This window comes from Wujia chipingensis, from assembly GCF_014337155.1.
GTDB lineage: Bacteria > Bacillota > Clostridia > Lachnospirales > Lachnospiraceae > Coprococcus_C > Coprococcus_C hominis.
The window spans coordinates 2,910,119-2,929,857 of record NZ_CP060632.1 but is presented as its reverse complement, the minus strand read 5'-3'; the positions used below and the strand labels follow the sequence as shown (position 1 = coordinate 2,929,857).

Sequence of the window (19,739 nt, the reverse complement as noted above, 5' to 3'; positions counted from 1 at the left end):
AGTTGTATGGAGAAGAAAATAAAAGAAGGGATACATTTGAAGAAAAACAAAAGGTTTGTAAAACAAAAAATATCAGGAAAGATCTTTGTTCTTATGGGACTGGCTATCATTCTGGCCATAGCTGCGTACACATTTATTCTGCAAAGCGCCTATACCAAGACCGCACTGGAAACAGAAATCTCCCGTGATCGAGCAAGTGCAGATGCAGTCCATAAACTGGTGGATGGAAAAATTGGAGGGGAAGATTTTTCACAAATCAAGGATCGTTCAGATGAAGAAACACAGTTTTATAAGGATATTTCCTGCTACCTCAATGAGATCCGGACATTGAATTCTACAAGATATATTTACATTGCTACGAGAGATGAAGAGGGAAAACTGATCTATGTAGTGGACGGTTTGGATCCGGATGCCGGGGATGTAAGACATCCTGGGGATTATATAGAGGATGAAATGGTTCCCTATATTGAAAGGGCTCTCTCTGGAGAAAACGTGTATTCCCAAGATATTGTGGACACAACCTGGGGACCGATTTTCACGGCTTGTTATCCGGTACGTTCAAATCTGGATGGAACGGGAGATATTGTAGGTGCATTTTGTATGGAAATGGATATGCAGTCTGCGTATGGCATGGTAGTGAAAACAAACAAAATTTCCGTAATCTGTGGCACGATTGTCGGATTGGTGTTGATGATGATCTGTTTGAGTACCTATTTTATATACCAGAAAAGTAAGGAAGAAGAACGGAAGCAAAAGCAATTATTGCTGGAGGCTGCGGAGAAAGCAGATGCTGCCAATCAGGCAAAATCTACATTTTTACTTAACATGAGCCATGATATCCGAACACCAATGAATGCCATCATTGGATTTACCAATATTGCATTGCACCAGAATGTTGTTGCAGATATTCATGGAAGTCTGGAAAAGGTACGGGAAAGCTCAAATCATCTGCTTTCGTTGTTGAATGATGTTCTCGATCTCAGTCGTATTGAAAGCGGAAAAGCAGTGTTTTCTCCTGAACCGGTGGATATTACCAAACTGACAGATAATGTTCTGGCAATCATGAAAGGTCTTCTTTATAACAGAGATTTGAAGTTTGAAGTATACCGTGAAAGACCAAAGAATCCCTATGTTCTTGCAGATGCTGCACGTATTCGGGAAGTTCTGACGAATCTTCTCGGTAATGCTGTGAAATTCACAAAGGATGGTGGAATGGTCACCCTGGATATCAGCAGTCATCCGGGAGAGGATGACAAGCATATGATAGTCCGTTATATTGTGAAAGATAACGGTATTGGGATGAGTGAAGGGTTTCAGAAAAAACTATTTAAACCATTTTCGCAAGAAGATGATAGCGGTGCCAGAACACAATATAAAGGTACCGGACTTGGAATGGCCATTACAAAGGAATATGTTCACATGATGGGTGGAAAAATTGATGTGGAAAGCAAAAAGGGCATTGGAACTACTTTCACAGTGGAGATTCCGCTGGAGTTGACAGAGCAGGATATTCATCAAAAGCAAGAAGAACCGGTGTATCGTGATTTGACAGGGGTCAATGTTCTTATGGCAGAGGATAATGATCTGAATGCCGAGCTTGCTACGGTGATGCTGGAGGATGCAGGCATGGTTGTGACACGGGCATCCGATGGAAAGGAAGCGGTCGAACGATTCAAAAATCATCCGCGAGGCACTTACGATATTATTTTGATGGATATTATGATGCCGAACATGGACGGACATCAGGCTGCGAAAACGATCCGGGCCATGGAGAAGGAACGACCGGACGCAAGTTCGATTCCGATTATTGCCTTGTCCGCAAATGCGTTTGCGGAGGATGTCAAGGCTTCCGTGGATTCTGGTATGAATGGTCATATTTCAAAACCATTTGACATGGAAGAAGTAACCGCTACCATTGCAAAATACGTCAAACTTTAGAACAATAATAAAACTGTTATGCGGACTTGCGGAGTTTCATGCTATATTAGTGATTCTGATCCCGCCAGTTTTTGGGGGAGACACCATATATATTTTTAAAAGCTCTTGAGAAATGCAGTTGGTTTGGATAGCCGACTGCATTTCCTATATCTGCAATTGATAATTTCGTCATTTTCAGCAGTTCTGTTGCTTTGGACATCCGATAGTGTATCAGGAATTCCTGTGGCGTTTTGCCAATGGAGTTGTGAAATATCTTTCCCAGATAGCTGCGGTTGATGCCGCAACAGGCAGCTATATCTTCGATAGAGATGTCATAAGGAAAATTCTGCTCTACGAAGTTGATTGCTTCTTTTATATAGTAATCGCTCATTTTACCGGTTTTTATCATCCGGGTAGAGGAGGTGGAACGGATGAGTGCATCCAGAAAAAGATAGGAATGACCGATCAGGTGAAAAGGCGGTTCATCTGGGTGATTGGCAATATAGAGCATTTCGTTCATCATGATTTCCCGGTATTCCTTTGAGACGGCATGATAGATCGGCTGGTCTTTTGAAAAACCGGCAATGTCCAGCGCTTCTTTTACCCGTAATCCATCAAATTCCAGCCAGGCATATTCCCATGGGTTTGTCTTATCTGCGATATAGGTGCTGATCTGTCCCGGATACAGAAGAAAGCCCTGTCCGCTTTTGATCGAATAATTTCTTGTCTCTCCTTTTTGATCCTGCGCCATTAAAAGTCCGGTTCCGGAGATGACATAATGAAACAGATAGTGGGTTCTGGCAGCCGGCCCGAACTGATGAGCCGGTGTACAGCGTTCCCATCCGTACTGATAAAAAGCAGCTTGAAATGTTGAAATTCCGGAAAGAATTTCCGGCATTTATATCACCTGGAAAAAGGACGGTTATCTTGCCCGTCTGTCTGCAGACCTAAAAGCCCATACCTATCGGATTGAGGCTCTTGATCCATCCGGCAACCTGATCTGGCAGATGTTCTGATATGATGGATACGCAGCCCATCCGATTTTATAAATACATTTTTGAGATTAAGCGCAGTTTCATTAGGAACTGCGCTTTTTTATACTTTACTCCCCATCCTGTTTCTCTGGCTCTGCATTGGAGTGATCGGGTCTTTGCAGGTCGTGCAGCGCGTATTCGCAAGCTTGGATGACAAAGCTGGAGAAGGTGACATCCTGATTTTGAATCGCTGCTTCTATTTTGTGAATTAAAGGAATTGGAAAACGAATCGTTTTGTTTTCCGATTCTTTTTTATTTGGTTTTAATTGAAATGCCATAATTACACCTCCGTTTAAGTTATATTATTGCAAATAACAGATGAAGTATGCATTGCAAGATGCAATACAGAATATATTGCAACAAAGAATCGCTTATGCTATAATGGGCAAAGAAATGGGGAAGAAAAGAATTGGTAGTTCCCTCTTGACAAACAATTTAGAATGCGGTACTCTACCAACTACAGGTGGTTCGAGCCACCATTTCGAGAGTTTACCAATTTCTAATTAAACGAGTAATACGAATTCAAGTGATCGAGAAATACGAATTTCCCATTGAAGTACAATGAAACCAGAGACGAGGGTGTACCCACATAGTCGGATGATGTGCGGTATAGCAGAGGAGGATGAATTATGAGAAAAATGGCACAAAAGATGATTGCGATTGCAGTTGCAATGGTGATTGTACTGGGTATGGCATCTGTGACGCAGATGGATACGCTTGCAGCGTCGTATTCTTTCGAGGGAGAGGCGCATGTGCAGACATACGGCGACAGAGCGGGCGTTTACAGGAACAACACGCTGATACTTGGCACGACCGGACAGGCGAAACGGTTGGAGCGGATCAAGATCAGGTTCAACAATCAGACCGGGTATGATGGCTCGATTGAATACCGGGTTCATCGTCAGACATATGGTTGGACAAACTGGGTGAAGAACAACCAGTTTGCGGGCACCAAAGGAGAAGCGAAGCGGCTGGAGGGAATCCAGATTCGTCTGACAGGGGAGATTGCGGAGCATTATTCGATTCGCTATCGGGTGCATATCCAGACGTATGGCTGGAGTCAGGGCTGGCAGTATGATGGTGCGCTCGCCGGAACTGAGGGCGAGGCGAAGAGACTCGAAAGTCTGGAAGTACAGCTGGTTCCGAAGTCTGAGACAATGGGACTGGTGTACCGCGTACATCGTCAGACGTATGGCTGGGAGACATCGTACAAAACGATGGGACAGGTTAGCGGCACAACGGGCGAAGGAAAACGATTGGAAGGCATCGAGATCGCTTTGACCGGAAATGAATATAGCGGAAGCATCGAATATTCTACCCACGTACAGAGCTATGGCTGGATGAATGAGGTGTCAAATGGTATGATGAGCGGCACTTCCGGGCAGGCAAAACGACTGGAAGCAATCCGAATCCGTCTCAAAGGAGAAATCGCAAACCATTACAATATCTGTTATCGTGTGCATGCACAGACCTACGGATGGCTTTCGTGGGCGTGGAATGGAGATCCGGCAGGTACGAGCGGTCTTGGCAAGCGGTTGGAGGCAATTCAGATCGTACTTGTGAAAAAAGACGACGGTGTTTTAACGGATCTAAATGGAATCAAGAGCAAAGCGGCTTTTCCGTATATTACTCCGCATGATTGTAAGTGGAAAACGGTTGTAGATGAGCCAGCGCATGAAACACCGATTTATGAGGAGCAGGATGTGTATGAAAATCATAGTACATGGCCAGATGGAACTATTTGCGACGAATTGGGAGATTCAGGTGCAAAGCAGAGATGGTGTGCACAACATTGTGTCAGATGTTTCCCAGATTGCCCAGATCCAGACCCACAGGGAAGATGTGCGTTTACCATTTTGTGGGGTTCCTATTATGCAGGAACAAAAAAAGTACAGATCGGTACCAAACGTACCGAAGCCATCACCCATCAGGAATGCGGGTACTGCGGCCTTAGAAAGCAGTAACCACAAACAAAAATCAAAACCCCCAGTCTCGAAGCCGAAGAGGCTGGGGCGTCTATTAACGAGAATCACGAATACAAATACAACGAGAAAAACGAACATCCATTTTTAAACGAGCATATACGAATGTTATTGTAGGCAGATACTGTTAACTTGTTTGGAAAGGGGTGTTTTTTCATGGAAAAATTTTTAACATTTATAAGAGAACATGTAAGGGAAATCGCAGGGAAACTGCCATGGAATAAGATGGCTGCGAGCACGCAGAAGGATGCATCAATCAGCCCGGAGGTAATGGATGCAATCATCGCGTGGATCGTGGATACGCGGCTTTATCTGTTTTATGACAGAGAGCTGCAGCACTTTGGCATGGAACCGCGGTCTTGCATGATGGAGCGGGTGCTGGATGTGTTAGAATTACCGGAGTCCTGCCTTGACGATACGTGGAAGGATTTGATTTATCTGATCGTTGCGTATCGGAATTCCGGGGATGCGGCATTGCAGGATAAGGCGCGGGAGGCAGTCTGGCTGTTGTCAGATGTCGTGGATAACCACCGCCGGTATCCATTTTTCACAAAGGAGAAAATTGACATGAAAATAGAAAGTATACAGCAGTGCGAGGATAGCTTTCCTGCGCAGTTACGCAAAAAGGTTGCGATGCAGGATGCCTATCTGAACCTGAGACCGAAAGATCTGATTGCCTGTCTGGGGGATGCGGATGCCGAAAGCCGGAGGATTCTGGAGACGTGCGCATGGAAGGGAACAATCGGCTACGAAATCAGTGACATCGATGAGATCGAGATTGGTGGTGGTTTCGATGACGAGTCAAGAATTGAATATTGCGAGCACATCTATGCGATGCTGATCGCGCCATTTGCGGTGTGGCTGGCAAAGACCGGATACAAACCAGACGACGCATTTTTTAAGAAAACCTTGTTGTGATGTCAAGTGCTTTATGATAAAATGTCAAAAATAACTTCCCGGGGAGGGAAGCAGAGAGGGAGGACAACGTTATGAGGAAAAAAACAGGGATTTTTCTAAGTGTATGGTTGTGTATCAGTATGCTCCTGCTGTTATTGGTCAGCACGCCGGTTCATGCAGCAGAAACAAACACGGTGACATTGAATTTTATAGGGGCATCCGTTGACGGAGGAAAGGCCGTCGTTGATGTTGTTGAGGGCTGTAAAGCAAAAATAACATTATGTACGAAAGACGCATGGGATGGTTATAAGGATTGTTCAATCAGTGGGAATGGCATGCAGGTCGATCTGCTCGAGAACGAGTATTATTTGAAGGTTGGTATTTCTTTAGAAGCATCATCCATAGAGGAACTGCCGGGTATGCCGAGTATTTCAAGTTCGGATATTCGGGTATATATCAATGAGACATCGTATAATATTGACAGTAATTCGTATATCAAGCTGGATCCAAACGAATTTAGCGGCAACCTGAATATCAAAGTAGAATACGAACCTGCGCCACCGAAGCCGGCTTATCCAGATGATATTCAGATTACGGCAAGCTGTGATGGAGTAGGAATGGAGATTTCTCTAAATGGAGAGAGAATTGGAAAAGAGAGTAAGGAGATACAAGGGACTGGAAAGGGATATGCCTCTGGTGAAATCTATAATCTGATCCAGATTCAGCTGGCGTTTGGAGATGGAAATATCGGAACTGTTACGGTAAATGGAAAGCCAATTAACCTTCCGGAAGGCACAGAGGACAGGGTGGAATTCACAGTAGCACCTGCAAGTGCATATAAGATCGAGGTTACAAAGAGACTGACGGTTATGAAACGAGTTATCGTATGGGAGAGTGATAATGCCAATAATACAAGCCTGAAAGAGAATGAATTATTAAAGCATGGAAGTATTGCGATTATTGGGATCAAAGATGCAGATGGAACGCCGGTTGAATTAAAGGATATTGATCAGAGCGCCAGTCATGGGTATGGAAGTATTGTGCCGGGGTCAGAAATAACACTTCGTGTAGCACCAGAATATGGGTACCAGCTTGATTCTATCACCATCAATGGGCAGTCTTTGACACCTTCTGCGGATACATCTACATATACATACACGATGCCGGATGCAAATGTTCATATCTGTGGCATATTTACAAAGAAAGAGGATCAGACAGAGCTGAAAACAGATAAAGTGAAAAATGCATTGATTCAGTTAGCAGAAAATGAGATCACTTCAGGAAACAGCAGACTGACGATTAAGGATGCGGTTCTCACACAGCAACAGCAGGAAGCCTTTGAAAAGGCGGCCGGGGATTATCAGATCGTCGGGTATTTTGATATTAAACTGGCACAGATCCTGTACAAGAATTCTGCAGCAGATCTGTGGGTAAATGATATAGCAGCTTTGAAGAATCCGGCAAAGGTATCCCTTCAGTTGGGCGCGGATCTGGAGGTTGAAGGCAATGATCTGATTGTCATTCATGAGAATTCGGATGGAACCTATGAGGTTATTCCTGCGTCCTTTGATTCTGCAACTAAGACTGTGATGTTCCAGACAAAGGGATTTTCCAACTATGCGGTCGCATATAAGAAGAGTGAGACAACGACGGAGGATTCGACAAAGGAAACGACAACGGAGAGCACAACCGAAGATCCATCCAAAACTACAACAAAGGATACGACCGAAGCTACGACAAGTGGTACGACAGAAGCAACAAAAGATGCTGTAACAGCTTCGCCTAAAACAGGGGATGATATGAATCTGCCTGTACTTTGCGTGTTGATGCTGGTATCGGGAATGGGCTGTCTCTATGCGGGAAAGAAGCGGTAATTCTGTCTATATTTATGAGAAAAGCACAGTTTGCTTTTGAACTGTGCTTTTTCTGATGATAAACAAAAAAATCAAAAGTAGTCGTATCACGTAGAATTTGCTATAATATACATATTTGTTAGAGAAAGGACGACAGTTACATGCAGGAATATGTAATGGGAAATGGAGCGATCGCGCTCGGCGCATTGGCAGCAGGCGTCAATCTTGTGTCCGGGTATCCGGGAACTCCATCTTCTGAAATTGTGGAAACGATATCCAAGTACCCACACGATGGGGTGCATTTGGAATGGTCAGTGAATGAGAAAGCAGCGATGGAGGTTGCTGCGAGTGCGGCATATGGTGGCGCACGGACGATGGTGACGATGAAGCAGGTGGGCTTGAATGTGGCAGCCGATCCGCTGATGTCGCTTGCGTATGTGGGTGTAAAGGGCGGCATGGTTGTTGTATCGGCGGACGATCCGGGTCCGATTTCCTCCCAGACCGAGCAGGATACAAGGCGGTTCGCGGACTTCGCACGGATTCCGGTGTTTGATCCATCTTCCCCGGAAGAAGCATATGAGATGATACAGGATGCATTTGCGTATTCGGAGAAATATAAGACACCGGTTCTGTTCCGTCCGACGACACGTGTCTGCCATGCGTATGCGTCGATTGAGAATCCGGTTAACAATGGACCAAAAGCATATGATGGTTTCGTGAAAGATTCCAAGAAATGGGTCATCTTCCCGCGGTTATCCTACATGAATCATGCAATGATCGAGCAGCGGAATGTTGAAATCGGAAAAGATTTTTCTACATATAAATGGAATTGTGTGGAAGGCGGAAATTCCAAGAAGGCAGTAATTACGTCAGGAATCAGCTATGCCTATGCGAAGGAATATCTGAAAGACCACACCGATATCAAGCTCATCAAGCTTGCGACTGCGTACCCTCTGCCGGAGGATTTTCTGTTACAGGCACTCGAGGGCGTGGAGGAACTGCTCTGTGTGGAGGAGTTAAGTCCATATATTGAAGAACAGATTCTGAAGCTTGTCGGGAAGCACGCGCTTGCCATCAAAGTGTCAGGAAAATTAGACGGAAAGGTGCCGGCAAGTGGCGAGAACAGTTCGAATCTGGTTGCAGATATTCTGAGCGAGTTCCTTGGCACGGAGAAGTTCGCGCGCGGGTTGGATGGCAACGACGCACCGGCGCTTCCGATGCGTCCACCGGTATTGTGCGCGGGATGTCCGCATCGCGCATCGTTCTATGCAGTAAAGCAGGCGATGAAAGGAAAGAAAGCGTATTTCTGTGGAGATATCGGATGTTATACACTCGGAAATGCGATGCCGCTTGATATGGTTGATACGTGTCTTTGCATGGGCGCCGGAATCACGATGGCGCAGGGCTTCCACTGGATTGATGGAGAGGGTACATGCTTTGGATTCGTGGGTGATTCGACCTTCTTTGCTTCCGGTATGACTGGAGTGGTAAATGCGGTGTACAATAACGCAGATATGATTCTCTGTGTGCTGGATAATTCGACAACGGCGATGACCGGTCATCAGCCGCATCCGGGAATTGGACGGAATATGATGGGACAGTTTGTGGACAAGGTAGATATTGCGAAGGTGTTGGAAGGAATCGGAGTACATATGATCGTGACGGTTAATCCATTAGACCTTGATGCGTCGGTGGCTGCTGTGCAGGAATGTGCCAAGCTTCCGGGCGTGAAAGCAATCATCTTCAAATCGCCGTGTATTGCAATCTCCAAGCCAGACGGCAAATGCAGGATCTCGGAGCAGTGCATCAACTGCAAGAAATGCATCCGCGAGATTGGCTGCCCAGCACTTATTACCGTAGATGGAAATGTGACGATCGATGAAAACTTATGTACCGGCTGTGGCTTGTGCAGCCAGATCTGCCCGGTTCACGCCATTGGGGGCGATACTCAAAAAGGAGGTGCCACATCATGAAGAAAGATATATTGATCTGTGGTGTCGGCGGGCAGGGAACTGTGCTGGCATCCAAAATTATTGCGGCATCTGCGATGGATGAAGGTTCGACAGTTCATTCGGCAGAGACGATCGGCATGGCACAGCGGGGTGGTTCGGTGACGAGCCATGTGCGTATCGGGGAGGCATATGCACCGCTGATCCCACAGGGTGCAGCAGATATGATTCTGGCGTTTGAGCCGGCGGAGGCTGTGCGGAACTTAGGGTATCTGAAAAAGGATGGAATCGTGATCGTGAATCGTGTACCGGTAAAACCGGTGACAGAATCTTTGCAGGATACCGGGTACGACGGCACAGAGATGATTGCGTATCTGCAGAAGAAATGCAGCTGTATCGTAATCGATGCAGAAAAAATCTGTGCACCGTTTGGCTCGTCGCGATATTTCAACATTGCTATCTTAGGCGTGGCAGTTGGAAGCGGACGACTTGGAATCAGCAAGGAAACCGTGCTTGCAGAGCTTGAAAGACGCGTGCCGTCAAAATATGTAGAGATAAACAAAGCGGCATTTTACGCAGGTGTTGAAGTGGGAAGCGGAAAAACGTTGTGATAGAGAAAATAACGTATCATCAGTCGATAATATAAATCGTATTTGGAGGAGGAACCAACTATGAAATTAACAGACTTACAGTTGTCGCAGGTAGACGCACAGATTAAGCGTCTGATTCAGACAGACAGTTATTATGGCAGAATTTATAAAGAAGCAGGAATTACAGGAGTTTCAAGTCAGGAGGAGTTTGAGCAGCTTCCGTTCTCCAGCAAGGCGGATCTTCGAAATGCTTATCCGCTTGGAATCCAGGCGGTACCGGATGAGGAGGTGGTACGAATCCATTCTTCGTCCGGTACGACAGGTAAGCCGGTCATCATTCCTTATACAGCAAAGGATGTGGATGACTGGGCGATTATGTTTGCACGCTGCTATGAAACAGCAGGAATCACAAACAAAGACCATATTCAGATTACAGCCGGCTATGGTCTGTGGACGGCGGGAATCGGATTCCAGGCAGGCTGTGAGAAGCTTGGCGCAATGGCAATTCCGATGGGACCGGGTAATACAGATAAGCAGATTCAGATGATGATGGATCTGAAATCGACCGTCCTTACTGCGACATCTTCGTATGCATTGCTTCTGGCAGAGGAAATCAATAAAAGAGGAATCCGCGATCAGCTGTATCTGAAGAAAGGTATTTTTGGTTCCGAGCGCTGGAGTGAGAAGATGCGGGAATACATTAAAAGGGAGCTTGGAGTTTCTCTTTATGATATCTATGGTCTGACGGAGATTTACGGACCGGGCATCGGAATCAGCTGTGATGAAAATTCGGGTATGCATTATTGGGATGATTATGTATATATTGAGATTGTTGATCCGAAGACACTTCAGCCGGTACCGGACGGAGAAGAAGGAGAGATTGTTATAACAACACTTGTCAAGGAAGGCGCACCGCTTCTGCGATTCCGGACACATGATATCTCCAGAATTATTCCGGGTGAATGTGCATGTGGTAACAAATATCCGCGTCTTGATATAATTAAGGGACGTAGTGATGATATGTTCAAGGTACATGGTGTCAATATGTTCCCAAGTCAGGTAGAAGAAATCCTCGGCATGGTCGATGGTGTATCGAGCGAGTACAACATTAACATCGCACATGATGAAGCGCATAACCGTGACATCATCATGGTAACGGTTGAGGCGGAAGGTCGTGTGGACTTCGAGCAGACAGGTCAGACGATCAAGAATCTGTTCAAGTCGAAGATGAGTGTTACACCGAAGATCAATGTTGTGCCGGTTGGAACATTGCCGCGAACAGAGAAGAAGGCGAAGCGTGTGATCGATCACCGTGAGGTGTAGGAAAATATATCGATTGAAAGAAGAGGACAAAGGATTTTTGTTCTCTTCTTTTTTGTGCCAAAAATATATTGACACTCTTTGAGAATTATGACATAATAGTGTCAAAATATAAATGGCACATGAGGCAGGATATGATTCAAACATTAGAAGAGGCATTAAAAAAAATCAATGAGTTAGATCAAAAAAATAAACAATTAGAAGCAGAATTAGAAAAATATAAAAATCGTGCATACGCGGGTCGGAAGAAACACGATAGCGCATGGATGCAGTCTTATAATGCGTTTGTAGTACAGTATGAAAAGGGAAAGACAATTATGGAGATTGTAGAGCAAGGTGATATCAGCAGAAGAACTGCGTACCGATATAAAGCATATTACAAGAAATTAAAAGAGAAAGGAATGGCGGTTGACAAACAAGATTAACTTGTTATAATCATAGTCAGATGGAGGGTCCTGCCGATCAGTGGACTTATGAAACAGAGTATCTCCGTTACGACGGGTACTGAAAAGGCTATGTTTATGCATAGCCTTTATTTTTTATGGATAATGAATGGAATTTATATAAAGTGAATATGAAATATATTCGTAATTTAAAAAATGTGGAGCAAAAGGCTACAGGTAGAACAAACACGATTTTATCAGTATCGACTCAGACGCATAAACAAGGCAGACCATTTTTAGGGATTTTGGTATTGGTGAATGAAAGGAAATATTGCATTCCGTTAAGCTCTGTTGAGGAAAAAGAAAAATATAAAAGCATGTCGGAGAATATAACTTGTAGAAAAATCAGAGATGATGATGGGAATGTGATAGGAATTCTGAATATAAATAATATGATACCTGTGAGGGACGAATATCTTATACCATTTGAACTGGAGGAACTGCCAACGGATACTCAAATTCAGCTTTCATATAAACGTAAATGCAGACAGGAATTAAAGTGGTGTCGCCTGCACGGGAATGAAATTCTTCGTTTGGCACAAGAACTACATAGAATTATATGCAGTGAAGAGCGATTTGCAAAGAGACATATTTGTCCGGATTTTATGTTATTGGAAAAGGAATGTGACAAGCAACGAGTTGTATCGAAGCGTGATGAAAAAAAGAGGAATAGAAAAAGATAGTTGGTTAATACCTGTAAATATAGTAAGATATAATTTAGATTGATATCAAGGAAAAGGAGGTCCACAGATGCGAAACATTTTAATTGTAGTAGATATGCAGAAAGACTTTGTAACAGGTGCACTTGCGTCAGCGGAAGCACAAGCGATTCTGCCGGAGGTGAAGGCGAAAATAAGTGAGTATGATCGTGCTGGTAAGGAGATTATTTTCACGCGGGATACACATGGAGAAGATTATATGCAGACGAACGAGGGAAAACATCTGCCGGTTCCGCATTGTATCAAGGGGACAGATGGATGGCAGATCTGTTCAGAGCTTACCGATGGAGTCACTTCGGAATATAAGACCGTTGACAAGCCGACATTCGGGTTCTTAGGCTGGAAGGATGTTCTTGCGAGTGAGACCGCGGATGGTTCGGATCTGGATATTGAAATGATTGGAGTCTGCACGGACATCTGTGTCGTGTCAAATGCTCTTATACTGAAAGCCTTGTATCCGGAAGCCACGGTGCGTGTGGATGCAGGCTGTTGTGCAGGTGTGACACCGGAAGCACATGCGGCGGCACTTGCAACGATGCGCTCCTGTCAGGTGGACATAATCGATAAATAAGGAACAAGAGATGGATAGTGGGGGAGAAATGGAATTATTTACAAACATCCCCCACTATTCTCTGAGAAGGGCAGGGCAACCTGCGTGATGTAGTCTTCTGTATGGTCTCCGCGGTTAGGAGGCCCTTCGAGATAGATACAGCGGAATCCGCCGGTTGCCTGAATTTTATTTCCCTGTACATATGCCAGCAGGGCGTCAATCGCGGTATTGATTCCCTCGTAAGCGCCACGATAGTAGATGCACAAGGCAGACGTTTCCGCAAACTCCATCCGCTCTTCACCCACAAAATCTTCCGATACAGGGATACAACATAACAGATCGAGTTCCTTGCAGGAGGAACCTGCACGTACAGTAAACATGCGGCTCCCCATGGACATTTTCCCTGTTCTTGCTGCGGCAATATAGGTATCCCGCAATTTGATGGCGGCGTCCTTCGCATCGGTACACTGGTATCTGCGGCAGAAACACACCTGCCGAGGCAGGCGGACGCGGTGCACGCTTAAGTCTCCCGGTTTTGTCGCGCGCAATTGAAGCAGATGGATGTTGCGGTCCAAGGTTGCCCGCAGATCCATGAGGCGGTCAAGATAGCGGTCAAGGTTTTCTGTATCATAGTAATATTCTCTGATTTCCGCCAGTGAAAGTCCCAGTGTCTGCAACGAGCGGATAGCACGAATCTGCGTCATATTATCCGCAGTATAATAGCGGTAGCCGCTTGCTTCATCTTTGACTGCAGGTGTCAGCAGTCCCATCTCTTCATAGACAAGGATTGTCTTCCGTGTCACTCCTAAGATCTTGGCAATCTCGCCGATTTTAAATAGATGCTCACTTTGTTTTCTCATAGAAATCCTCCTGATAAAATCAGTATTTTTTTCTCTGATGATGCGAATTTCTGTCTAAATATAATCCGAATAATCAACCCCATACAATCAAGTTTTTTCTGTAGATAACGCGAATTATTTGCGATTTCTGTCTGGAAAAATCGAATTTCCCATTGACTTGTCCCTTAGGGTACGATTTAAAATCATCATAGCAGAATGTTTATAAGTTTACAAGAGGAGGAAAACCCTCAGAAAAAGAATAATTCCTAGTTTGGATGGCAGGCCTGCAGATCGGTGATCTGTGGACCTGCCGGATATAAGAAATATATAACGCAATTACAGATAGATGATTACCGGATGTTTAAAGATTCATAAAAATGGATGTAAGATTCTAGTAATATTCTACAATTGCAATTAATAATAGTATGTGTTACTATTTCGATAATGTAAGTAAATATTTGGCAAAACAATCGAAAGATTGCGACGCAAAGCTATAGGGCCTGTAAGATGGCAGCCAGTTGCACGGACGTATAACGTAACGTTTATTTCAGAAGCATTGTATTGCCATATAAGGGTAGGTATAATGCTTCTTTTTATTTGATAAGGGTAGAATGTACATGGACAAAAGAGATGATTATAAGCAGACAATAATGAATATGGAGACGGTGCTTGCAAAGCTTCTGACACTGGATCATTCGATGTCAGAGCAGCAGTTAGATATGCAGATTCCGCAGTTACTTGAGCAGATTGGAGAATATACGCAGTCCGATCGTGTGTATTTTTTCGATTGGGCATCTCCGGACTGCCGGATTTATCGAAACACATATGAGTGGTGCAAAGAGGGAGTGTATTCCCTGCAGGAACGGATGCAGAAAATCTATGTGCAGATGATACCGTGTTGGCAAAAACGATTTGAACAGGGAGACTGTGTATGGATTGCAAACATAGATGATGTGCAAAATGAAATGCCATTTGAGTATGAATTGCTGCAGATGAGAGGTGTTCATACAGCGATTGTAGTGCCGGTCATGTCGCAGAATCATTTGAATGGGTTTATGGGACTCGATAATCCCGGAACGGAGTTCGGACAGCTGGCAGCAAAGTTGTTACAGGACGCGGGAACGCATATCAGTTATATTCGTGAATATCATAGAACTATGCAGAAAGAGCGCGGGCAGATGAAGCTTTTGGCACAGGCATTTGAGGAGGCACAGAAGGCGCATGTTGCGAAATCGGAGTTTTTATCCCGTATGTCACATAATATCCGTATGCCTTTAAATGATATCATAGGGATGATGGATATAAGTGAGCGCAGCTATGAAGATATAGAACTCATGAGAGCAAACCTTGTGAAGACAACGACGGAAACGAATTATCTGATGAAGCTGCTTGGAGATGCACTGGAGATGTGTAAGCTTCAGGATGGCTCAGCTGTGCTGGTGCAGGAAGAATTTTATATGGCAGATGTCATTGCAGAGATGATAGCATTTGCACAGGCGCGGGGAGAAGGAAAGAAAATAACGATTGCGGCGGATATTGCAGAAAATATCAGGTATTCCCGCGTGTATGGAAGCCCGATACATGTGCGGCAAATGCTGGAAAAAATACTTACAAATGCGATTCAGTATAATCGTTATGAGGGCATGGTAAAGTTCAAAGCCCGCATTGCGATGGAAAATGTGGCTCGTGTTGTGTATGAATTCACGATTGAAGATAATGGAGTTGGGATGGAGCCCGAGTTTATTGACCATATCTTTGAACCGTTTGTGCAGGAAGCAATGGATGTGCGTAGCAGTTATCAGGGAACCGGACTTGGCATGACGATAACGAAGAGTATTCTTGACCTTATGGATGGGAATATCCGTGTGGAAAGCAGAAAAAATGCCGGAAGCACATTTACTGTCACGATTCCTTTTGAGAAGGTCGCACGTGATGAGTTTGAAGGAAATATGCAGAAAGGGACAGTGCAGCCGGATGTGACAAATATGCGGATTCTACTTGCGGAAGATAATGACATAAACCGGGATGTTGTGAAGTTCATTCTGGAAGATGCAGGGGCGAAGGTGCACGCAGTGTCAGATGGATATCAGGCAGTGGAGGCATATCTTAATGCACCGGAGAATACCTATGATGTGATATTGATGGATGTCATGATGCCGAATATCGATGGATTGGAAGCTACGCGGATTATCCGTGGGCAGAAACGTGCAGATGCGCGCACGATAGGGATTGTGGCACTTAGTGTGAATGTATTTGCAGAAGACGTGCATCGAACCAGAGCTGCGGGAATGAATGAGCAGCTTACAAAGCCGTTAAATACAGAGAAGATGCTGCGGACGATCGCAAGGTATCGCAGGTGCTGAATAAAAAGAACAGAGTATTGCTTTTTCGTTTGATAAAGCAATACTTTTTTTGCGTGTGAAATGTGATATAATCATTATAGCTGGAGGTGTCTGTACATACAGGCATAATACGAGAACTTTATGGAGCCAACAGGCAACATGGAATAATGAGAGATAGGTTTTTGGGAAGGAGTTGTTACTATGAATTTATATGAGACAGATGCAGAATTTATGGAGCGCTTTGAACGGTTTGCGTTCAAGGAGATTGTAAATGAGAACGGAATGAAGCTGGATGACGAGACACGGTATATGTCGATTCTCGCATCCCTGATCGGTTGTCAGGGCGTGGATGCGTATAAGGTAATTGTGGCGAAGGCACTGGACAGTGGCTTGTCACCAATGGTAATTAAGGAGATTGTGTATCAGTCTGTGGATTATCTTGGTATGGGAAGAGTCTGGCCGTTTCTGGTTGCCACGAATGTAGTGATGGAAGCAAAAGGAATCGAGCTTCCGCTTTTGGATTCGACAAGAGCCAAGCAGGGGCGCCTGGGCATGACGAAGCAGGAACGGCTGGAGAAGTCTGCGTCGGATGAGGCAGAGACTACAGGAGCAGGTGAGGATGCTGCTGAGGAGAAAAAGCTTGCGGAGCAGGCGGGAATCTTCGAGGAGCATATGAAGGAAGTCTGGAAGGACAGCCATATCAACAAATGGCTGAAGGAGAATTATTTCGGGAATGATTATCCGGGAAGCCGTCTGCCGCTTGCAAAACGGGAACTGGTAACGTTCTGTTTCTTATTCTCACAGGGAGGCTGCGATATGCAGGTGGTTGCACATGCAAAGGGCAACATGAAAATCGGGAATGACAAGGAATTGTTGATGCGTGTGATCTCGCAGAGCCTGCCATACATTGGATATCCGAGATGTTTAAATGCAGTGAATTGTGTCAATGAAGCTGAACGACAGATGAAGCAGGAGTAAGTGATGACAAAGCAGGGAAGATACAAGCAGAGTGGTGAACAATCTAAGAAGCATGTACATGTAAGTGAGAACGGACATACAGGAAATAAATCCGGCTGCCCCATCTCGAAGAAATGTGGTGGATGCCAGTATATTGACAAGTCCTATGCAGAGCAGTTAAAAATCAAGACCGATCAGGTGAAGAAGCTGCTTGCTCCATATGGTTCCGTGGATGAAATTATCGGCATGAAAGAACCATATCATTACAGGAATAAGGTCAATGCGGCATTTCAGCATAAGCGAAATGGCGAGATTCTGGCGGGTGTATATGAAGAAGGAACGCACCGGGTGCTGTCGGTGGATGATTGTAAGATCGAGAATCGTCTGGCACAGGAGATTGTGGAGACAATCCGAGGGCTGCTGCGTTCCTTTAAGATTACCGTCTACAATGAAGATAGTGGGTATGGATTGCTGCGCCATGTGATGATCCGGACCGGACATGCGACCGGAGAAGTTATGGTTGTGCTTGTGACGGCATCGCCGATCTTCCCATCGAAGAAGAACTTTGCGAAGGCACTTGTCAAGGCGCATCCGCAGATCACGACGATCGTGCAGAATATCAATGACAAGGATACGAGCATGGTGCTTGGCGAGCGCAATCAGGTGTTGTACGGCAGAGGATTTATCGAGGATAAGCTGTGTGGGAAGACCTTCAAGATCTCGCCGACAAGTTTCTATCAGGTGAATCCGGTGCAGACTGAGCTCCTGTATAACAAGGCGATGGAATATGCAAACCTTACCGGCGAAGAGGTGGTCGTGGACGCCTACTGCGGAACCGGTACAATCGGAATCGTGGCAAGTGACCATGCGAAGCAGGTGATCGGTGTCGAACTGAACAAGGCAGCCGCGAAGGATGCCATCACGAACGTGAAACGAAACGAATGTAAGAATGTCCGGATCTATGATGGCGATGCCGGGAAATTCATGGTTGGCATGGCAGAAGCCGGAACGGATGTGGATGTTGTATTTTTGGATCCGCCGCGCAGTGGCAGCACACCGGAGTTCTTTGATTCCGTCTGTAAGCTGGCACCGAAGCGGATCGTGTATATCTCCTGCGGACCGGAAAGTCTGGCGCGGGATCTGAAATACCTGAAGAGCAAGCGGATGTATCAGGTGGAGAAGATCGCGCTTGTGGATTTATTTCCGTGGACGGAACATTGTGAGACGGTAGTCCTCTTGTCCCAACGGAAAGCGGATGATTATGTTGAGGTGGAATTGGAACTGGATGAGCTTGATGTGACGAGTGCAGAGAGTAAGGCGACTTATGCGGAGATTAAGGATTATGTATTAAAGGAGCATGGGTTGAAGGTTTCTAACCTGTATATTTCACAGGTAAAAAGAAAGTGTGGAATAGAGGTTGGAGAGAATTATAACTTGCCGAAATCGGAAGATAGCAGACAGCCACAGTGCCCGGAAGAGAAGGAAAAGGCGATTAAGGATGCGCTGGAGCATTTTGGGATGATTTAGTGAGGTGAGCACATGGCATTAAATTATACAGTGTATCAGTATGACAACAACAGGAATGCAGTTGTTATGACAGATATGGATGGCAAGCAACTTGTAATTGACTGTGATAAGGCAGAGACGCAGGTTGTATTTGATGAGCCGGAGGATGTAGGAATCCTTGCCAGACTTGCAAGGAAATAGCCTGCAAGTTATGTAAGTATTGCAATGCGTCCGGGCGGACTGCAGGATTATGTGGATGTGTGGAATGAGTTGAATTGAAAATGTAATGAATGTTAAAAAGTCAATGCATCCATTGAAAAAGATAATGTGGCATTGACTTTTTTTGGGAACGTAAATCTTTCTATTTATATGTCATATTTCAGAATCCAGTTATGGATTTCTCTAACAACAGGCTCCAAATCGCGCCCCATTTGGGTAAGAGAATATTCTACCTTTGGTGGGATTTGCTGGTATTCTTTACGGTTGATAAGGCCGTCTTTATCTAGTTCTTTTAACTGTGTACTCAGCATTTTATGAGTAATAGGCGATAATAAACGTTTTAATTCACCATAGCGTAATATTTCATGAAAAGCCAGAACATAAATAATTCTCAGTTTCCATTTCCCACCAATCATGTTAACTACTTTTTCAAATCTTTCATAACCAAATTCTTTCAAGAAACATTCATCTGGCTTCATTTCGTTACTCTCCTTTTAGATAGTATCTTACAAAAAAGTACATACTTACTAAGTTGAGTATATAGAGATAGAATGAAAAAGTAAATATCAATTTTGTGAATCGAGGAATGGGATAATGAAAATTGTAATAGTAAATGGTAGTC

Annotated in this window: 18 protein-coding genes and 1 riboswitch; of the genes, 14 read left to right on the top strand and 4 right to left on the bottom strand. The window is 44.7% G+C overall.

Annotated elements, in window-relative coordinates; all coding sequences use genetic code 11:
* Positions 1-6: 6 nt before the first annotated feature.
* The gene (locus H9Q76_RS13660) at positions 7-1,938 is read left to right on the top strand and encodes an ATP-binding protein (protein WP_207664577.1); all 1,932 of its coding nucleotides are present in this window, start codon (positions 7-9) and stop codon (positions 1,936-1,938) included.
* Positions 1,939-1,984: 46 nt separating this feature from the next.
* Here the strand turns inward: H9Q76_RS13660 and H9Q76_RS13655 are convergent, their stop codons facing one another.
* Both H9Q76_RS13655 and H9Q76_RS13650 read right to left on the bottom strand, forming a co-directional pair.
* Positions 1,985-2,815, bottom strand: a complete 831-nt coding sequence (locus H9Q76_RS13655) for an AraC family transcriptional regulator (protein ID WP_243029190.1) — start codon at positions 2,813-2,815, stop codon at positions 1,985-1,987.
* Positions 2,816-3,019: 204 nt separating this feature from the next.
* Positions 3,020-3,229, bottom strand: coding sequence for a YlcI/YnfO family protein (locus H9Q76_RS13650; protein ID WP_021984157.1), 210 nt, complete (start codon positions 3,227-3,229; stop codon positions 3,020-3,022).
* A gap of 351 nt (positions 3,230-3,580) precedes the next feature.
* Between H9Q76_RS13650 and H9Q76_RS13645 the strand changes: the two genes are divergently transcribed.
* The 9 genes from H9Q76_RS13645 to H9Q76_RS13605 all read left to right on the top strand — a co-directional run bounded on the left by H9Q76_RS13645 (position 3,581) and on the right by H9Q76_RS13605 (position 13,275).
* Positions 3,581-4,915 (top strand): hypothetical protein, encoded by a 1,335-nt coding sequence (locus H9Q76_RS13645; RefSeq protein WP_118545280.1) that lies wholly within the window; start codon positions 3,581-3,583, stop codon positions 4,913-4,915.
* 174 nt (positions 4,916-5,089) lie between these two features.
* Entirely contained in the window at positions 5,090-5,851 is a 762-nt protein-coding gene (locus H9Q76_RS13640; RefSeq protein WP_249321324.1) for a hypothetical protein, read from the top strand.
* Positions 5,852-5,922: 71 nt separating this feature from the next.
* Positions 5,923-7,704 carry an InlB B-repeat-containing protein gene (locus tag H9Q76_RS13635; RefSeq protein ID WP_249321323.1) on the top strand — a complete coding sequence of 594 codons (1,782 nt, stop codon included), beginning with the start codon at positions 5,923-5,925 and terminating at the stop codon, positions 7,702-7,704.
* Between the two features lie 140 nt (positions 7,705-7,844).
* Positions 7,845-9,656, top strand: a complete 1,812-nt coding sequence (gene iorA / locus H9Q76_RS13630) for an indolepyruvate ferredoxin oxidoreductase subunit alpha (protein ID WP_249321322.1) — start codon at positions 7,845-7,847, stop codon at positions 9,654-9,656.
* Positions 9,653-10,243, top strand: coding sequence for an indolepyruvate oxidoreductase subunit beta (locus H9Q76_RS13625; protein WP_249321321.1), 591 nt, complete (start codon positions 9,653-9,655; stop codon positions 10,241-10,243). Before iorA ends, H9Q76_RS13625 begins: the two co-directional genes overlap by 4 nt.
* Before the next feature lie 60 nt (positions 10,244-10,303).
* Complete coding sequence (locus H9Q76_RS13620) at positions 10,304-11,545, top strand: phenylacetate--CoA ligase family protein (RefSeq protein WP_118545284.1); 1,242 nt, start codon at positions 10,304-10,306, stop codon at positions 11,543-11,545.
* A gap of 131 nt (positions 11,546-11,676) precedes the next feature.
* Positions 11,677-11,967, top strand: coding sequence for a helix-turn-helix domain-containing protein (locus H9Q76_RS13615; protein WP_118545286.1), 291 nt, complete (start codon positions 11,677-11,679; stop codon positions 11,965-11,967).
* Positions 11,968-12,083: 116 nt separating this feature from the next.
* Entirely contained in the window at positions 12,084-12,668 is a 585-nt protein-coding gene (locus H9Q76_RS13610) for a type III toxin-antitoxin system ToxN/AbiQ family toxin (RefSeq protein WP_118374505.1), read from the top strand.
* Positions 12,669-12,735: 67 nt separating this feature from the next.
* Positions 12,736-13,275 carry a cysteine hydrolase family protein gene (locus H9Q76_RS13605; RefSeq protein WP_118734780.1) on the top strand — a complete coding sequence of 180 codons (540 nt, stop codon included), beginning with the start codon at positions 12,736-12,738 and terminating at the stop codon, positions 13,273-13,275.
* A gap of 38 nt (positions 13,276-13,313) precedes the next feature.
* Here the strand turns inward: H9Q76_RS13605 and H9Q76_RS13600 are convergent, their stop codons facing one another.
* On the bottom strand, positions 13,314-14,114 hold the full coding sequence (locus H9Q76_RS13600; RefSeq protein ID WP_249321320.1) for a MerR family transcriptional regulator: 801 nt from the start codon (positions 14,112-14,114) through the stop codon (positions 13,314-13,316).
* 429 nt (positions 14,115-14,543) lie between these two features.
* Positions 14,544-14,619, top strand: a riboswitch (cyclic di-GMP riboswitch).
* A gap of 91 nt (positions 14,620-14,710) precedes the next feature.
* Here H9Q76_RS13600 and H9Q76_RS13595 point away from each other — a divergent pair.
* The 4 genes from H9Q76_RS13595 (at position 14,711) to H9Q76_RS13580 (ending at position 19,099) form a co-directional block, all read left to right on the top strand.
* Positions 14,711-16,456, top strand: coding sequence for a hybrid sensor histidine kinase/response regulator (locus H9Q76_RS13595; protein ID WP_182428878.1), 1,746 nt, complete (start codon positions 14,711-14,713; stop codon positions 16,454-16,456).
* Between the two features lie 180 nt (positions 16,457-16,636).
* Positions 16,637-17,413 (top strand): carboxymuconolactone decarboxylase family protein, encoded by a 777-nt coding sequence (locus H9Q76_RS13590; RefSeq protein WP_021984478.1) that lies wholly within the window; start codon positions 16,637-16,639, stop codon positions 17,411-17,413.
* A gap of 3 nt (positions 17,414-17,416) precedes the next feature.
* Positions 17,417-18,919, top strand: coding sequence for a 23S rRNA (uracil(1939)-C(5))-methyltransferase RlmD (rlmD, locus tag H9Q76_RS13585; RefSeq protein ID WP_249321319.1), 1,503 nt, complete (start codon positions 17,417-17,419; stop codon positions 18,917-18,919).
* Between the two features lie 12 nt (positions 18,920-18,931).
* The gene (locus H9Q76_RS13580) at positions 18,932-19,099 is read left to right on the top strand and encodes a hypothetical protein (RefSeq protein WP_195541109.1); all 168 of its coding nucleotides are present in this window, start codon (positions 18,932-18,934) and stop codon (positions 19,097-19,099) included.
* A gap of 164 nt (positions 19,100-19,263) precedes the next feature.
* Here H9Q76_RS13580 and H9Q76_RS13575 read toward each other — a convergent pair whose 3' ends face one another.
* On the bottom strand, positions 19,264-19,596 hold the full coding sequence (locus tag H9Q76_RS13575) for a winged helix-turn-helix transcriptional regulator (RefSeq protein ID WP_249321318.1): 333 nt from the start codon (positions 19,594-19,596) through the stop codon (positions 19,264-19,266).
* Positions 19,597-19,739 lie beyond the last annotated feature (143 nt).

Bases quoted from the DNA above. Each gene is read 5' to 3' on its own strand.
- H9Q76_RS13660 (WP_207664577.1), top strand. From the start codon at position 7: ATGGAGAAGAAAATAAAAGAAGGGATACATTTGAAGAAAAACAAAAGG.
- H9Q76_RS13655 (WP_243029190.1), bottom strand. From the start codon at position 2,815: ATGCCGGAAATTCTTTCCGGAATTTCAACATTTCAAGCTGCTTTTTAT.
- H9Q76_RS13650 (WP_021984157.1), bottom strand. From the start codon at position 3,229: ATGGCATTTCAATTAAAACCAAATAAAAAAGAATCGGAAAACAAAACG.
- H9Q76_RS13645 (WP_118545280.1), top strand. From the start codon at position 3,581: ATGAGAAAAATGGCACAAAAGATGATTGCGATTGCAGTTGCAATGGTG.
- H9Q76_RS13640 (WP_249321324.1), top strand. From the start codon at position 5,090: ATGGAAAAATTTTTAACATTTATAAGAGAACATGTAAGGGAAATCGCA.
- H9Q76_RS13635 (WP_249321323.1), top strand. From the start codon at position 5,923: ATGAGGAAAAAAACAGGGATTTTTCTAAGTGTATGGTTGTGTATCAGT.
- iorA (WP_249321322.1), top strand. From the start codon at position 7,845: ATGCAGGAATATGTAATGGGAAATGGAGCGATCGCGCTCGGCGCATTG.
- H9Q76_RS13625 (WP_249321321.1), top strand. From the start codon at position 9,653: ATGAAGAAAGATATATTGATCTGTGGTGTCGGCGGGCAGGGAACTGTG.
- H9Q76_RS13620 (WP_118545284.1), top strand. From the start codon at position 10,304: ATGAAATTAACAGACTTACAGTTGTCGCAGGTAGACGCACAGATTAAG.
- H9Q76_RS13615 (WP_118545286.1), top strand. From the start codon at position 11,677: ATGATTCAAACATTAGAAGAGGCATTAAAAAAAATCAATGAGTTAGAT.
- H9Q76_RS13610 (WP_118374505.1), top strand. From the start codon at position 12,084: ATGGATAATGAATGGAATTTATATAAAGTGAATATGAAATATATTCGT.
- H9Q76_RS13605 (WP_118734780.1), top strand. From the start codon at position 12,736: ATGCGAAACATTTTAATTGTAGTAGATATGCAGAAAGACTTTGTAACA.
- H9Q76_RS13600 (WP_249321320.1), bottom strand. From the start codon at position 14,114: ATGAGAAAACAAAGTGAGCATCTATTTAAAATCGGCGAGATTGCCAAG.
- H9Q76_RS13595 (WP_182428878.1), top strand. From the start codon at position 14,711: ATGGACAAAAGAGATGATTATAAGCAGACAATAATGAATATGGAGACG.
- H9Q76_RS13590 (WP_021984478.1), top strand. From the start codon at position 16,637: ATGAATTTATATGAGACAGATGCAGAATTTATGGAGCGCTTTGAACGG.
- rlmD (WP_249321319.1), top strand. From the start codon at position 17,417: ATGACAAAGCAGGGAAGATACAAGCAGAGTGGTGAACAATCTAAGAAG.
- H9Q76_RS13580 (WP_195541109.1), top strand. From the start codon at position 18,932: ATGGCATTAAATTATACAGTGTATCAGTATGACAACAACAGGAATGCA.
- H9Q76_RS13575 (WP_249321318.1), bottom strand. From the start codon at position 19,596: ATGAAGCCAGATGAATGTTTCTTGAAAGAATTTGGTTATGAAAGATTT.